General features: G+C 54.4%; 13 protein-coding genes and 1 other RNA gene. 6 read left to right on the forward strand and 8 right to left on the reverse strand.

What is annotated here, in order from left to right:
* Window positions 1-955 precede the first annotated feature (955 nt).
* Entirely contained in the window at window positions 956-3139 is a 2184-nt protein-coding gene (locus tag RTU33_RS01240) for an EF-hand domain-containing protein (protein ID WP_312624745.1), read from the forward strand.
* The gene (locus RTU33_RS01245; RefSeq protein WP_312624746.1) at window positions 3136-3483 is read left to right on the forward strand and encodes a DUF4087 domain-containing protein; all 348 of its coding nucleotides are present in this window, start codon (window positions 3136-3138) and stop codon (window positions 3481-3483) included. Before RTU33_RS01240 ends, RTU33_RS01245 begins: the two co-directional genes overlap by 4 nt.
* Before the next feature lie 58 nt (window positions 3484-3541).
* Here RTU33_RS01245 and RTU33_RS01250 read toward each other — a convergent pair whose 3' ends face one another.
* Window positions 3542-4513 (reverse strand): site-specific integrase, encoded by a 972-nt coding sequence (locus RTU33_RS01250; protein ID WP_312624747.1) that lies wholly within the window; start codon window positions 4511-4513, stop codon window positions 3542-3544.
* Window positions 4514-4738: 225 nt separating this feature from the next.
* Window positions 4739-4835: signal recognition particle sRNA small type (gene ffs, locus RTU33_RS01255), an RNA gene on the reverse strand.
* 83 nt (window positions 4836-4918) lie between these two features.
* On the opposite strand from ffs, the gene RTU33_RS01260 reads away from it, so the two are divergent.
* Both RTU33_RS01260 and RTU33_RS01265 read left to right on the forward strand, forming a co-directional pair.
* Window positions 4919-5227 (forward strand): hypothetical protein, encoded by a 309-nt coding sequence (locus RTU33_RS01260; RefSeq protein ID WP_312624749.1) that lies wholly within the window; start codon window positions 4919-4921, stop codon window positions 5225-5227.
* 62 nt (window positions 5228-5289) lie between these two features.
* On the forward strand, window positions 5290-5601 hold the full coding sequence (locus tag RTU33_RS01265) for an MGMT family protein (RefSeq protein WP_312624750.1): 312 nt from the start codon (window positions 5290-5292) through the stop codon (window positions 5599-5601).
* A 33-nt stretch (window positions 5602-5634) separates the two neighbouring features.
* Here RTU33_RS01265 and RTU33_RS01270 read toward each other — a convergent pair whose 3' ends face one another.
* A complete protein-coding gene (locus RTU33_RS01270; protein WP_312624751.1) occupies window positions 5635-6204 on the reverse strand; it encodes a YbaY family lipoprotein in 570 nt (189 codons plus the stop codon).
* A 217-nt stretch (window positions 6205-6421) separates the two neighbouring features.
* Here RTU33_RS01270 and tesB point away from each other — a divergent pair, with 217 nt between their 5' ends.
* Window positions 6422-7282, forward strand: coding sequence for an acyl-CoA thioesterase II (gene tesB, locus RTU33_RS01275; RefSeq protein WP_312624752.1), 861 nt, complete (start codon window positions 6422-6424; stop codon window positions 7280-7282).
* Between the two features lie 163 nt (window positions 7283-7445).
* Here the strand turns inward: tesB and amtB are convergent, their stop codons facing one another.
* From amtB to RTU33_RS01300, 5 genes are all read right to left on the reverse strand, one after another.
* Window positions 7446-8729: an ammonium transporter AmtB gene (gene amtB / locus RTU33_RS01280; protein ID WP_312624753.1), complete on the reverse strand. Its 1284-nt coding sequence runs from the start codon at window positions 8727-8729 to the stop codon at window positions 7446-7448.
* Between the two features lie 33 nt (window positions 8730-8762).
* Window positions 8763-9101, reverse strand: coding sequence for a P-II family nitrogen regulator (gene glnK, locus RTU33_RS01285; protein WP_097161518.1), 339 nt, complete (start codon window positions 9099-9101; stop codon window positions 8763-8765).
* A 244-nt stretch (window positions 9102-9345) separates the two neighbouring features.
* A complete protein-coding gene (locus RTU33_RS01290; protein WP_312624755.1) occupies window positions 9346-11124 on the reverse strand; it encodes a SmdB family multidrug efflux ABC transporter permease/ATP-binding protein in 1779 nt (592 codons plus the stop codon).
* The gene (locus tag RTU33_RS01295; protein ID WP_312624756.1) at window positions 11117-12892 is read right to left on the reverse strand and encodes a SmdA family multidrug ABC transporter permease/ATP-binding protein; all 1776 of its coding nucleotides are present in this window, start codon (window positions 12890-12892) and stop codon (window positions 11117-11119) included. Before RTU33_RS01295 ends, RTU33_RS01290 begins: the two co-directional genes overlap by 8 nt.
* Window positions 12893-12898: 6 nt before the next feature.
* Window positions 12899-13369, reverse strand: coding sequence for an Lrp/AsnC family transcriptional regulator (locus RTU33_RS01300; protein WP_312624757.1), 471 nt, complete (start codon window positions 13367-13369; stop codon window positions 12899-12901).
* A 116-nt stretch (window positions 13370-13485) separates the two neighbouring features.
* On the opposite strand from RTU33_RS01300, the gene RTU33_RS01305 reads away from it, so the two are divergent.
* Entirely contained in the window at window positions 13486-14532 is a 1047-nt protein-coding gene (locus RTU33_RS01305) for a PLP-dependent cysteine synthase family protein (protein WP_312624912.1), read from the forward strand.
* Window positions 14533-14562: the final 30 nt, after the last annotated feature.

Consider the following 14562-nt stretch of genomic DNA (forward strand, 5'->3'; position numbering starts at 1 on the left):
GTGATCGTTATGTATCCGATACATAACGAAGCCAGTAATAGCGCGGCTTCGGAAGATTTGCCATTCATGGCGTGGCTAAACACAATCACCGATCCGCCCTTCCATAGCGTAAAAATTAATTTTCTTCGCAAAAACAACAGAAAACCCTCCATTCCTGGGCCTGTGACAGCCTCTCAGCACGGCGCTGTGCTATCGGTGTGTCACCGATTGTGTGGAGATATCGCCGCTACGGGCTTTTGGTGGAGCGTACGGACTATTGGTGGGGCAGTTCACAATTGTGTGGAAAAAGGTATGCATCTGTGACCGCTGGGACGGGAGAATTTCGCCAGGTGATGGCAGACCTTCAACCCGTTGTGGTAACGTCACTGTAGTGTCTTTGTGTCTGCTGGTAAACAGAAAAATGTGCTTTTATGGCGTTTGATACGCTGGCAGAATCAAAGGCCTGAAACCTGAAGTTGTGGGGTGACCAGACAAACTCATTCAAAATCCTTGAACAAGAGAACTCACCTCAAATCCTCCCGAATGCTTTCCTTCTGTTGATGAAATTGCTGTTGTGTCCCCTGCTTCACCTCAACGCTCCGAAAGGGAATACCTGACTAAAACAGTCAAGTACATGCAAGATACAATATGTTAAATCACTGCACAATTAGCGACCAATGGCACTCCAAAACATCAAGTTATCTCCCTAGCGTCACTACATAGCGGCCTTGTGTCACTGCACTACCTGTTGTGGGGAAGCGCGTCGCTGAAGGCATCACGTAGTGATATTTGGTGAAGAAAAGCGCTTTTTACCGAGGGCCTGGCGCTGACGGTCCAGCACATGGCCCCAAGAGCCGGGGATTTTTCATATCTACAGCGGCAGTCAGTAACAAATTGATCAAATTAAGGAAGTTTTGGTTACGTCCTGACCAGTGTATGATGGAGAAATAACCATCGTAAAATCAGGGAGAACAGGATGAAAATGGTGCTGCCAATTGACGGCTACCGATCCACTTCGGAATTCATGGCTGCTATGCAGGGAAGTAAAGGCGACTCATACTGGTTGATGAAACCAGCAGAGCACTGGCACGGTGGTATTCATTTCTATGAGAATTTTGCTGGTAATGCCATTTTCAAACCTGGCAACCACGGTCTAAAGTGCATGACCGACGGGCACGTAGTGGCCTGGCGTCTGAATGATGAGTACCAAACTGCGCCATTCGGGAAAAAAGCACCAAAATTCAGCTCCACCTTTGTCCTCATCAAGTCCACCTGCACCCCGGATAAGGATAAACCCGATAATGCACTGGATTTCTACACCCTGTGGATGCAGATAGCTCCACTGTCTGAGTACGGTATCACTGATACCCCAACCGCAACGGTGAGTGCCAGCGCATTGAAAATCCGTCAGGACAATACATTCTCCGGCTGGATGCGCAACGGGATCACTGAAGGCATTAATATTCCCCACAATTCACAGCACTACTATGAAGCTCCTCAGGATTCACATACCACATTGCCTCGCGGTTCTGTTGTGGAAATTAAACAAGAAGCCACTTTTCTGCTCAATGGCAAGGCTGCCCCCTTTATTTTTATCAAAGTAATGTCAGTGCCTGAAGGGGCTAAAACCGGGTTATCAGTGGGGGAGTCTGGTTGGATTTCCGGGCTGGATAAATTTGTTAGACGTCAGGAAAACATACTGCCTGCCTGGATGCAAAAAGCTCGTGAGCATGGTGTATTTAATCAGGTGGTCACAACTTCCGGAAATGAGATAGCCGTTCAGGCCGGGGAGACCATTGGGCACCTGAGCTTAGATGAAAGCCCTTATAGTGGTCCGCAGTATTTCTGCCATCTGGAGGTATTCAGTCAGGATCCCCGAATGAAAGATTTTCTGGCGAATAAAGCTGGGGTAACGGTCGGGGCAGCAGAGTTGCACACGCTTGCAGATAAACCCCGCTGGCAGCATCGAGAGAGGGACAATTCTTTTGTAGTGGCAGGTGTTGGTGGCGATCCCTCGCCAAGTACAGCAGAACGCTACACGCAGGAAAGCGAATGCCAGAAACTAGAAGTTGACGGAAAAACCTGGTATTACATTCCTGGCGAACATGCCTGGATGTCAGAGACTGACGTTGAAAGAGCTAATCAGTTTGACCTCGAAAAACGAGGCTTTATTCCTCTGGAACAGGAGGATGCACCACAAAGTATCTTCAAGACGCCAAAAGAAGGTTGGCTGCGAAATGTATTCGGGCGCCTCGAAGAACTGGCACGAGCAGAAACCCGTGATATGTACTCGTTAAGCTACACAGAGAAGTACCAGAGGTTGCTGAAACAGATTGATTCGAACCAGGATGGTGTTATTGATGCAGGCGAACTATGGCGCTTTTTACATAACAGCCAGCCACATATCCAGTATCAGGTGCAGCGTCTGGTTGTGAAACACCACAGCGAATGGCTTAAGGACGGCATGTCAGCCTTGTGGCAAGCGGCTCTGGATGAACAGGCAAAGAAATATCCCAGCATGGCACTCTTCAACCGTGACTTCATCAATAAACTGGTGTGGATGAAGGATGTACCGGAGATCCGCAGTGGTGAGGCTTTGTGGCATATGCACCCTTTGGTGTTTCTTGATGCGATAAAAGTCGCTGGGTACGATTTCTCGTCAAGAGAAAGCACGATTCGAGCCATCGTAGAAGAAAGCAAGAAACAGGGTTTCACTCTTAACACCCAAATTGCATACATATTAGCCACCGTTAAACGTGAAACAGGTGATACATTCAAACCTGTAAGAGAGGGGGATTGGATCGGCCACACCTCGACAGACGAATACAGACGCACCCATTACCGATATTATCCATATTACGGTCGTGGGTTTGTCCAAATCACCTGGGACTACAACTATCGAGCATATTCAGAAAAGTTAGGAATCGATCTGATTGCGGACCCAGACAAAGCATTAGATCCTGATAATGCTCTATTTATTCTTATCGATGGTTTCAAGAACGGTGTGTTCACAGGTAAGAAATTAACCGATTATGTCAACAGTACGAACACAGATTTTTTTCATGCAAGACGGTGCATAAACGGCCTCGACCATGCAGAACAGATCAAAAGTTTCGCTGTTGACTTTTTAAGCAAGCTGGATGCAGGAGAATGGCAATGAGAAAAATTTTACCATTGGCCTTACTGATTTTAAGCAGTCATGCTTTTGCCAGTGAGTTGCGGTGCGGCTGGTTGCAAAACCCTACACCAGCCAACCAATGGCTTATTGATAAAGATGGTACTTGGGATATTTCGTTGCAAGGTGGATATTCTGCCCCAGGTATCGAAAAATTAAAGGATTTCCCGGATGACCAATTTGTTAAAACCAACGGCAACTATGGGTATGGTTGCTCATGTATTCGAGTTGACGTAAATAAAAACGATAAGAAGGTGACACAGATCTACAGCTCTAAAATTCTGCCTCTTAGCCGTTGCGAAACAGACAAGACCCTCCCAAAACCGTAATATCGAGCCTGAGCGGAGGAAATTCAGCCTCCGCTTTGCACTCACATAGTTTTTTGTTCTAAAGAGCCTCCACCAGTTCAACCAGCCGCGAAACATCAACGCCTTTCCCGTATCGGTTATAAGTAATTGTAGCGTTTGAGTGCCCGAGTACCTGGGAGGTGAACTGCTCAGGGAAGCCATGTTGCTTAAATGTTGTGGCGGCGTAGTGGCGTAATGAATGATACTCAGGCAAACCATGCTTACCCCGGAACCGTGTAAACCAACGGCTGAAATAGTGACCATAGCTGCCCAAGTGCAAGGTTAGCTCAGAGAATAAATGCCCTTTTCTCTCTCTGATGAAACCCAGCAAGCCAAGCGCCAACAACTGAGAATGGATCGGCACAAACCGCCGCGAACTTTCCGTTTTTAGCGTCTGATTTGGGTTCAGATTGTCTACACGGAAGCACCAGACCCCGTCTACTTTCATCACATCATTGTCGTAAAGCTGGCAGATTTCATTCTGCCTCATACCGGAATAGCGCCCGATAAGAATGATCCAGCGCTTCCAATCCTTCAGACCAATCATAGCGATGTGCAAGCGTTTCAAATCGTTGAGCGTATACGCAGGCCGGCGATCCATTGGTGCAGTGGTTTCCTTCACTCCCATTCCTTCGAATGGGTTTCGAACATCTTCATCCGTGCGAGTGGCAAGCCATTTGAAAAACGCTGAATTCTTCTTGATGTAGCGGTTTCTGGTAGATGCAGAACCCTCAAGGCCATCAAAAAACGCCGCCGCGCTTCTCTTGCTGAAAGGCTCTTTTGTGGAACTCAGATAAGCATTCACGCACCTGTTGATCGTCAGTATTTCCCTTTCACCAACGGACCCCGCTTTGCTTTTCGTATACTTATCAAGCTCACTCTTCAGGCTCTTGAATGGCCTTTTTTGTTGTGGTTGTTGGAAGGAAGCAGACGGGGTTGCAGTGTGTGACGGGATGGACTGCGGAACGCAGTGGAAAGGTTGTGAGATGATGTATTGCTCTGCACGTTGCATGGCTTCACGTTTGGAACGTGTACGAAGAGAAATACGAATTTCACGGCGTTTCCGAGGTGTCAGGTAGCCCCTACGGTAGTACCAGATCCCGTGACGGGAAAGCATAAGATGCGACATTGATTAGCGTCCTAAGTGATACACAAAAGTTGTATCACCGCCGTTTCAATGCACGAAAAACAGTAGTTACATGATGAATATCATGCACTTAGCAGAAATGGGTGGGGGCCCTGCCAGCTACATCCCGGCACACACGTCGTCTGCCCTGGCTGCTTCCTTCCGGACCTGACCTGGTGAACAGAGTAGCGTTGCGGGAGAACCAACAGAGCCCCCATTGAGAGCGTCATTTCTGACGCGCTGGCGCATTATCCCTGTGCGGCCCGGCAATTGCAACCCACGGCGGTCCGGATGATGGTTTATTGTCCGATGTGTTCTCCATCTCCCCTTTTTGGGAACGTGTCGATATTGCGAAGTGGCTCCAGTAAATCGCCGGGCAGCGTTCAGACTATCCGATACTCTGGGTGTTTCTCTCTTCTTTATGGGGTCAATCATGATCAAATCACCGCCTTCACCACTGATGCTACCGATGCCTACAGCACCGCAACCAGAAAGTTGAAATTCCTTGAAAATCAAATGGTCAAACCCGACAAATTTGCGCCAGGCGCCTCGCAGGTGATTGGCCTGGCGCTGGAGTTTACCTTCCAGCAGCCAGACTAACGTCGCGCTTCACATCCCCCGGAGCCTCCATTATTCTGTGCTTTTCCCCTCAGGAAAGCGCAATGGAACCTGTTGATACATTCCCGCACAGGGTGTGGCAAATTGTCGCTGCAATCCCCGAAGGATCGGTCACCACCTACGGTGAGGTCGCCCGGCTCGCCGGGTCACCCCGCGCGGCTCGTCAGGTCGGTGGTGTGCTGCGCCGATTACCGGAAGGATCAACGCTACCCTGGCATCGTGTCGTTAACCGTCATGGTAATATTTCACTGACCGGCCCGGATCTTCAGCGCCAGCGCCAGGCGCTGCTCTCTGAAGGCGTTCAGGTATCGGGCAGTGGAAAAATTGATATGCAGAAGTATCGCTGGATTTACTGACTCCCTCCCCCGGGCGGAGGAGGGAAAGCGCCGTTAAGGAATCTGAGTTGGCGCCGGGACGGCAGAAGAAGGATTCACCTGCGTCGGGGATGTCGATGGAACTGTGGTTGCAGCACCTCCGGTCGCATTCACCGGTACGGCGGTTTGCTGCACTGGCACCAGCGTCAGATCGGCTTTGGTCCCGCCCTGGTTAATCACCTGCTGTACGGTATCGGTGATAAACACCAGCTTATCGTTTACCGTTACCGCAGCGCTCAGCAGAATGCGCGCGTTCGGCTGGATATCGGCCGGGTTAAACGGCAGCACGAAGCTGAACGGTGCCTGTTTCCCTTCGGTACGCGTCACCTTCTGCGAAATCACTTTTGAAGGCGCATCGGCGAGTGAGGCATCCGACAGGGTAACGGTCAGGACGGCATCCGGTGGCAGAGCCACTTTCTGGCGGATCCACACCGTACCAGAAACGTTAGGTTGCTGAATGACAGGCTGTGTAGCCTCAGAGGGATTTGGGCTTGGCGCTGGGGTTTTAATATCCGCGCTTTTCTGAGCACAGGCGGACAGTGCCACCGCAACCGCTAAACCACTTAACACGTGCACGAGTTTCATTATGTTCTCCTTATCATCCATGCGCTCGCGGGATGAAATCCTGCGAGAGTGCGTAGTTAAAACATTTGTGACGGAGTAAGTGTGGCACAGATCTCAGATTTTTGCCTGTAATCGCGCCGTTATTCAGACAATTGCACCCATCGGACCACTTCGAAAACTGCGTTATACTGTGGCTATTCCCGCGTACCGCGCGGTCTTTTTATCTTTGAGGACATTTATGAGTCAGGCTCTCTCTAATCTGCTAACCCTGTTAAATCTCGAAAAAATCGAAGAGGGATTGTTCCGCGGCCAGAGTGAGGATCTGGGCTTACGTCAGGTTTTTGGCGGCCAGGTTGTCGGTCAGGCGCTGTACGCCGCTAAAGAAACCGTTCCCGCCGATCGGCTGGTGCACTCATTCCATAGCTATTTCCTCCGTCCGGGAGACAGCCAAAAGCCGATCGTTTACGACGTGGAAGTGCTGCGCGATGGCAACAGCTTCAGCGCCCGTCGCGTTGCGGCTATTCAGCATGGCAAACCGATTTTTTACATGACGGCGTCGTTCCAGGCTCCGGAACCAGGCTACGAGCATCAAAAGCAAATGCCGCCCGCTCCGGCACCTGATTCTCTGCCATCGGAAACCGATATCGCCCGCCAGCTTGCGCATCTGCTGCCACCTCAGGCGAAAGAGAAGTTTTTATGCGACAAGCCGCTGGAGATCCGCCCGGTCGAGTTCCACAACCCGCTGAAAGGCCACGTCGCTGAACCGAAACGACAAGTGTGGATCCGCGCCAACGGCACGGTAGCCGATGATTTTCGCGTACATCAGTATCTGCTGGGCTACGCCTCCGATTTCAACTTCCTGCCCGTTGCGCTGCAGCCCCACGGCGTCGGCTTCCTCGAAAAAGGGATGCAGGTTGCCACCATCGACCACTCCATGTGGTTCCACCGTCCGTTCAATATGAATGAGTGGTTGCTGTACAGTGTGGAGAGCACGTCAGCGTCCAGCGCCCGCGGATTTGTACGCGGCGAGTTTTACACTCAGGACGGCGTACTGGTGGCCTCGACCGTGCAGGAAGGGGTAATGCGTAACCGCAACTGACGGTGCGTAATTGCCGGGTGGCGCTAATGCTTACCCGGCCTACAACTGCGCTTACCCGACCTACTTCGGGCATGCTGGCCGGGCAAACGCAGTACCGCCCGGGAATAGATAAACAAAAGCCTCCGAATCGGAGGCTTTTGTCGCTATGGAGATTATTCAACAATCAAGCGTTATAAGCATTCTCGCCGTGGCTGTTGACGTCCAGCCCTTCGCGCTCCTGCTCTTCCGGTACGCGCAGGCCCACGGTCAGGTCAGCCAGCTTGTAGCCGATAAAGGCAACAACCGCAGACCAGACGATAGTGACGGCGACGCTTTCCAGCTGCACCAGAACCTGATGGCCCATGGTTACGCCTTCCGCATAGCCCACGCCGCCCAGTGAGGTCGCCGCGAAGATGCCTGTCAGGATGCAACCAACGATACCGCAGACGCCGTGCACGCCGAATACATCGCAAGGATCATCCACGCGCAGCCAGCGTTTCAGCGCCGTGACACCCCACAGGCCAGCCAGACCGGCTGCGATCCCGACAATCAGCGAACCACCCACGCCGATATAGCCACAGGCAGGCGTTACCGCAACCAGACCCGCGATGGCACCGGAACAGGCACCCAGCAGAGAAGGCTTGCCGCGCAGCGCCCACTCACCGAAGACCCAGGCCAGAATCGCCGCTGCTGTTGCTACTACGGTGTTCACGAACGCCAGACCCGCAATTTCGTTCGCCGCGCTCGCGGAACCGGCGTTGAAGCCGAACCAGCCCACGTAGAGGATTGCCGTGCCGGTGAAGACCATTGGCAGGTTATGCGGTTTGAACGCTTCTTTGCCAAAGCCCGCACGTTTACCAACCAGATAAGCCCCAACCAGACCCGCTACGGCGGCGTTGATATGCACCACGGTGCCGCCTGCGAAGTCCAGAGCACCATGCGTCGCCAGCAGACCACCGCCCCACACCATGTGCGCAATCGGCACGTAGGAGAAGGTCATCCACACCACCACGAAAATCAGTACCGCGGAGAAGCGAATACGCTCCGCCAGAGAACCAACAATAAGGCCGACGGTGATACAGGCAAAGGAGCCCTGGAAAGCGACATGGATGTACTGATAGAAGGTGCCCATCAGCGCTTTAATGTCGATGCCTTTCAGCAGCACCCAGTCGAAGCTGCCGAAGAAGTTACCGCCGGTGCCAAAGGCCAGCGTATAGCCGTAAACCACCCACAGCACGCAGACCAACGCGAAGGAGACCGTGACCTGCGTCAGCATAGAGAGGACATTCTTCCCGCGGATCAGGCCGCCGTAGAACAGCGCGATGCCGGGGATACTCATAAACAGCACCAGCGCGGTGCTGATCATCATGAAAGCGTTGTCTGCTTTATCCGCGACGGCAGGTGCCGCCATCGCCAGACCCGGCAGCAGAGCCAGGAGACCAGGGGCAAATTTCAGTACTTTGTTCATGTTCTCGATCCCTATCACTGTGTGGTCTGAGAATTACAGAGCCGCTTCGTCGGCTTCGCCGGTACGAATGCGAATCACGCGCTGCAGCTCGGCGACAAAGATTTTGCCGTCGCCAATCTTGCCGGTGTAGGCCGCTTTGCTGATCACGTCGATCACTTCCTCAAGCTGATCGTCGGCGATCGCCACGTCAATTTTCACCTTTGGTAAAAAGTTGACGCTGTACTCGGCACCGCGGTAGAGCTCGGCATGCCCTTTCTGACGTCCGAAACCTTTTACTTCGGTCACGGTCAGCCCCTGAATACCAATTGAAGACAGTGCTTCACGAACGTCTTCGAGTTTGAATGGTTTAATCACCACGGTAACCAGCTTCATAGATCCCCTCCAGTCAGAATTCAGTAATGGCCGCAGCTAACACGTATGAGGTAAAGCAAGCAGCGTGCCAGAAATAAAAAATCAGCGTTTTCCGACGGTTTCTGTGGGATGCGTAGCAGGCAAATTCGTGATGAAGGAGTCATAAGGCGGGAGATGAAACAAAAACGCACCAGCGTAGTGCATGGTGCGTCGAGGGAATGCACCAGCGCGCGCTGGTGTTAGCAAAATGCTTAACGGTGGTGCATCAGGCGATAAGTGACTCTTCTTCGATGCTGGCCGCCAGCTCTTCGCCGGCCAGCTGAAGCTGATACATCTGCCAGTAACGTCCTTTCGCTTCAAGCAGCTGCTGATGCGTGCCACGCTCTACCGCCTGCCCGCGATGCAGCACCAGAATGGTGTCCGCCTCCACGATGGTCGACAGGCGATGTGCGATCACCACCAGCGTTGTGTGCTGACGAACTGCCGCCAGCGCGTGCTGAATGGCCTGCTCGGTGCCGGAATCGATGTTGGCCGTCGCTTCATCAAGGATCAGGATTTGCGGCGTATCCACCAGCACGCGGGCCAGCGCCAGCAGCTGTTTCTGCCCAACGGAGAGATTATTGCCCTGCTCGCCGAGCTGGGTATATATCCCGTTACTCATACCGCGGGCCAATTCCGCCAGCTGCACGGTTTCCAGCGCCTGCCAGACCTGCTCTTCGCTGATATCGCGCCCAAGCGCGACGTTAGCAAAAAACGTATCGGCCATAACCACGGGATCCTGCTGTACCATCGCCACGCCCTGCCGCAGGACGCTGTGATCGAGCGTAGGGAGCGGCCGTCCGTCAAGGCGAATTTCGCCTTTGGTCAGCGGGTAATAGCCCATTAACAGGCTGGCGAGCGTGCTTTTTCCGCTGCCGGTATGGCCGACCAGCGCCACGAAGCTTCGCGTCGGAATGGTAAGATCGATATCCTGCAACACCAGCCTGTCGCCGCGATAGGCAAACGACACGTTATCCACTTCAATCGATCCGCTTTGCAACGGCGCAGCGTCGTGGCCATAAACCTGGCGTGGCTTATCCATCAGCTCAAAGACGCGCTCCCCCGCTACCACGGCCTGTTGCAGCATCGACTGCTGAGTCGTGAGTTCAATCAGCGGCTCATTGAGGCGCCCGAGATAGCTGATAAACGCGTACAGCACGCCCACTTCAATGGTGCCTTTGGTGGTCAGGCCGAACAGCATCAGCAGGCCGCACAGGATCAGCGAGGAAAATAAACTCAGCAGCGGGCGCAGCAGGAAACCGTCCAGGCGCAGCGTCTGCATCCTCGCCATGTAGTGTGAACGGCTCGCTTCGCCCATGCGTTCGCCAAAGCGCGCCTGCTGGCGGAACTGCTGGATAACGCTCATGCCGTTGATGACTTCATTGAAGCCGTCGTTGATATCGGCCAGATAGGCGCGCACGCGGCGCACAATTGGCGTGCTGTAGCGTTGATAAATCACCATCACCACAATCACCGCCGGGAAAATGGCAATGGCCACCAGCGCCATGCGCCAGTCGAGGCTGAACATCGCCACCAGCATTGCACCAATCAGCGCTGCGCTGCGCAGAACCGTGGAGACCACGGTGACGTAGAGATCGCGGATCACTTCGGTATCGTTGGTCACGCGGGAAATCAACTGTCCGACAGGTTGCACGTCAAATTCGCTGAGCGGCTGGCGCAGCGCGGCATCCATCACGTCCGTGCGCAACTGCTGAACCACCCCCACCGCCGCCCGGTTAAACAGCAGTGATTGCACGTAGTGCAGCGACGCCGCCAGCAGCTGCAATCCGACATAGGCCGCTGCAAGGCCGCCGACAATGCCCCACGGCAGGTCGCTTTTCGCCACCATGTTATCAATGAAATAGCTGATGAGCAGCGGGCCGCTAACCTCTGCGGCGGCGGCAATCCACATGATCACCATGCCTATAGTCAGGGGCTTGCGCCACGGTGAACCGTACGCCAGGAGGCGTTTCAGCGTCGGCCAGAGCTGTCCAAAATTACGCATCGGCTTCCTCCTCGCGCTGTTCTTCCGGAACGTCGTCGAGCGCCGCCTCCAGCTGCTGATAGCGGTACATATCGCGATACCAGCCCGGCTGCGTCGCCAGCTGCTCGTGAGCACCGCGCTGGGCAATGTGTCCGTGCTGCATGACGATAATTTCGCTCGCCTCGGTTAACGCCGACAGACGATGGGCGCTGATGATCACCGTGCGCCCTTCGCCCCATTGCCGCAAATTGTGCAGGATTTGGTGCTCGGTCCGCCCGTCGACGGCGGAAAGCGCGTCGTCGAGGATCAGGATTTCCGCGTTCAGCAGCAGCGCACGGGCAATGGAGATACGCTGTTTTTGCCCGCCCGAGAGCATCACACCGCGCTCGCCGACTTCAGTATCGTAGCCCTGCGGCAGGCGCAGAATATCTTCATGCACGCTGGCAAGCCGCGCCACGTGCTCAATCTCTTCCTGCGTGGCCCCCGGATTACCCAGCGCAATGTTGTTCCCGACGGTGTCGGAAAACAGGAACGGCGTCTGGTTCACCACCGCCAGACGACTACGCCAGCCGTCAAGCTGGAGCACAGTCAGCGGCTTATCCTGAAAACGAATATCACCCTGAGTCACGTCAAAATGACGCTGAATCAGCGACAGCACCGTGCTCTTCCCGGCGCCCGTCGGACCACAAATGCCCAGCATCTGGCCCGGAGCAAGGCGGAACGCCACGTTGCTCAGGGTGGGTTTATCCGTTTGTGGATAGCGAAACTCATGGATATCCACGGCCAGGGTGCCGCGTTCAGGTGCCAGCGCTTCGCTACCGTCGTTCACCACCGGCGCTTCCGCCAGCATGGCGCGGATACGGGTGTAGGCCGCGCTGCCACGCTCAACGATATTGAACATCCAGGCCAGCGCCAGCATCGGCCAAATCATCAGGCCGAGGTACATCATAAAGCTGGTGAGCTGCCCGAGCGTCAGGCTGCCGTGCACCACCATCCAGCTGCCGCCGCCGATGGCCAACAGGTTTGCCATACCGATGGCGATATAGATCGTCGGGTCAAAACGTGCATCCACGCGGGCTACGCGCATATTTTTTGCACCCGTGTCCTCAGCATCTGCCGCAAACTGCGCCGACTGCCTGTCTTCCAGGCCAAAGGCTTTGATCATGCGGATGCTGGTCAGGCTTTCCTGCGTGCGATCGTTCAGGCCGGAAAAGGCAGCCTGCGCAAGCTTAAAGCGCTCGTGCAGCGTGTCGCCGTTGCGTTTGATCGCCAGCGCCATGATCGGCATTGGCAGCAGCGCCAGCAGCGTCAGCTCCCAGCTGATTTGCGTGGACATGACGATCAGCACCGCGCAGCCCATCACCAGCGAGTCCACCAGCGTAAGCACGCCTTCACCTGCGGCAAACACCACGCGGTCAACATCGTTGGTGGCGCGGGCAATCAAATCCCCGGTGCGGTGGCGCAGATAAAATTCGGGATGCTGGCGGCTGAGCTGGCGGTAATAATCTTCGCGCAGCTCCACCGCAAGCTGGTAGGACGCGCCAAACAGCAGCACGCGCCAGACGTAGCGCAGCAGATACACCACCACCGCAATCAGCGCCAGCGTGCCCACCCACATCATGACTCGCGTGGCGGTATAGTGATTTTTTGTTACGCCATCGACCACGTAGCCCACCACCTTCGGCGGGATAAGCTGCAGAATGGCAATAATAATAAGCAGCAGGACCGCACCGAGATAGCGACGCCACTCCCGGCGGAAGTACCAGCTGAGTTGAGCAAATAATCGCACGCAGAATTACCCAGAGAATGATTCGATCGGCAGCGCGGTAGTGTATTTGATCTGTTCCATCGCAAAGCTGGATGTGACGTCAGATAACCCCGGTACGCTGTTCACCAGTCGTTTATAAAAATCGTCGTAGCGTTTCATGTCCGCCACCTGAACCCGCAGCAGATAATCGTACTCGCCCGCCATGCGCCAGAAGCCTAACACTTCCGGCATTTGCGTCACCTGGGACACAAAGCGGCTGTACCATTCGCTGCTGTGATGCTGGGTTTTAATCAGCACGAAGGCCGTGAGCCCGAGGCCCAGTTTTTCCGCATCCAGCAGCGCCACCCGACCGCGTAAAATGCCTTCGTCTTCGAGACGTTTGAGGCGTTTCCAGCAGGGAGTGGTGGTCAGATTAACGGCATCGGCCAGCGCCTGCAAAGAGAGGGTGCAGTCTTCCTGCAGCAGCGCCAGCAGCTTACGGTCAATTTTATCTATCATCAGCCCATCACAGAGAAAATTATTCTCCTTTCATTGTATTTCAAAGGCCATATTGCAACAATTTTTTCCGTGCTTTCCAGTAAGCTGGGCACAAAATGACAAACGGAAAAAGCACCATGAACAGCACCTGGGTAAAACACGCCATCAGTGAGATTAACGCCGACTATCAGCGCTCCGCCGACACGCACCTGATTCGTCTGGCGCTGCCCGGGTTTCCGGGCATTCAGCTCTACCTGAAAGACGAGAGCACGCATCCGACCGGCAGCCTGAAGCACCGCCTGGCGCGCTCGCTGTTTTTATACGGACTGTGCAACGGCTGGATCAAAGAAGGCACCACGATTATCGAGGCTTCGTCTGGCTCAACCGCCGTCTCCGAAGCCTACTTCGCTCGCCTGCTCGGCCTGCCGTTTATCGCCGTCATGCCCTCCTGCACGGCAAAACGCAAAATTGAGCAGATAGAATTTTACGGCGGACGCTGCCACTTTGTGGAAAGCGCCTGTGAGATCTATGAAGCATCTGAGAAGCTCGCCCGTGAGCTGAACGGCCATTATATGGATCAGTTCACCTTCGCCGAGCGGGCAACCGACTGGCGCGGCAACAATAATATTGCCGACAGCATTTTCCGCCAGATGCAGCATGAGCCGAATCCCGTTCCGTCGCATATCGTGATGAGCGCGGGTACCGGCGGCACGTCGGCCACCATTGGACGCTATATTCGCTGTCAGGGGTATGACACAAAGTTAACCGTGGTCGATCCGCAGAATTCAGTGTTTATGGACTTCTGGCAAAGCCGCGATGCCACGCTTCGCAGCCCGGTGGGCAGTAAAATCGAAGGGATCGGCCGCCCACGCGTGGAGCCGTCATTTATTCCTGACGTGGTCGATAATATGCTGCGCGTGCCGGATGCAGCGAGCGTTGCCACCGCGCACTGGCTGGAAACGCAGCTGGGCCGCAAAGTGGGCGCATCGACCGGCACCAACATGTGGGGTGCACTCGAAATCGCGGCTCAGATGCGCAGTGAAGGCCGGACAGGTTCCATTGTCACGCTGCTGTGCGACAGCGGTGAACGTTATCTGGAAACCTACTACAACCCGCAATGGATTGAGGCCAATATTGGCTCGCTGGCATCGTGGAAAGCAAAGCTGGCTGAACGGCTGGGGTGAGAATAAAAGGCGTAGGCACTCAAGTGAATA

Origin of the sequence: Scandinavium sp. (assembly GCF_032012665.1) — a bacterium.
GTDB lineage: Bacteria > Pseudomonadota > Gammaproteobacteria > Enterobacterales > Enterobacteriaceae > Scandinavium.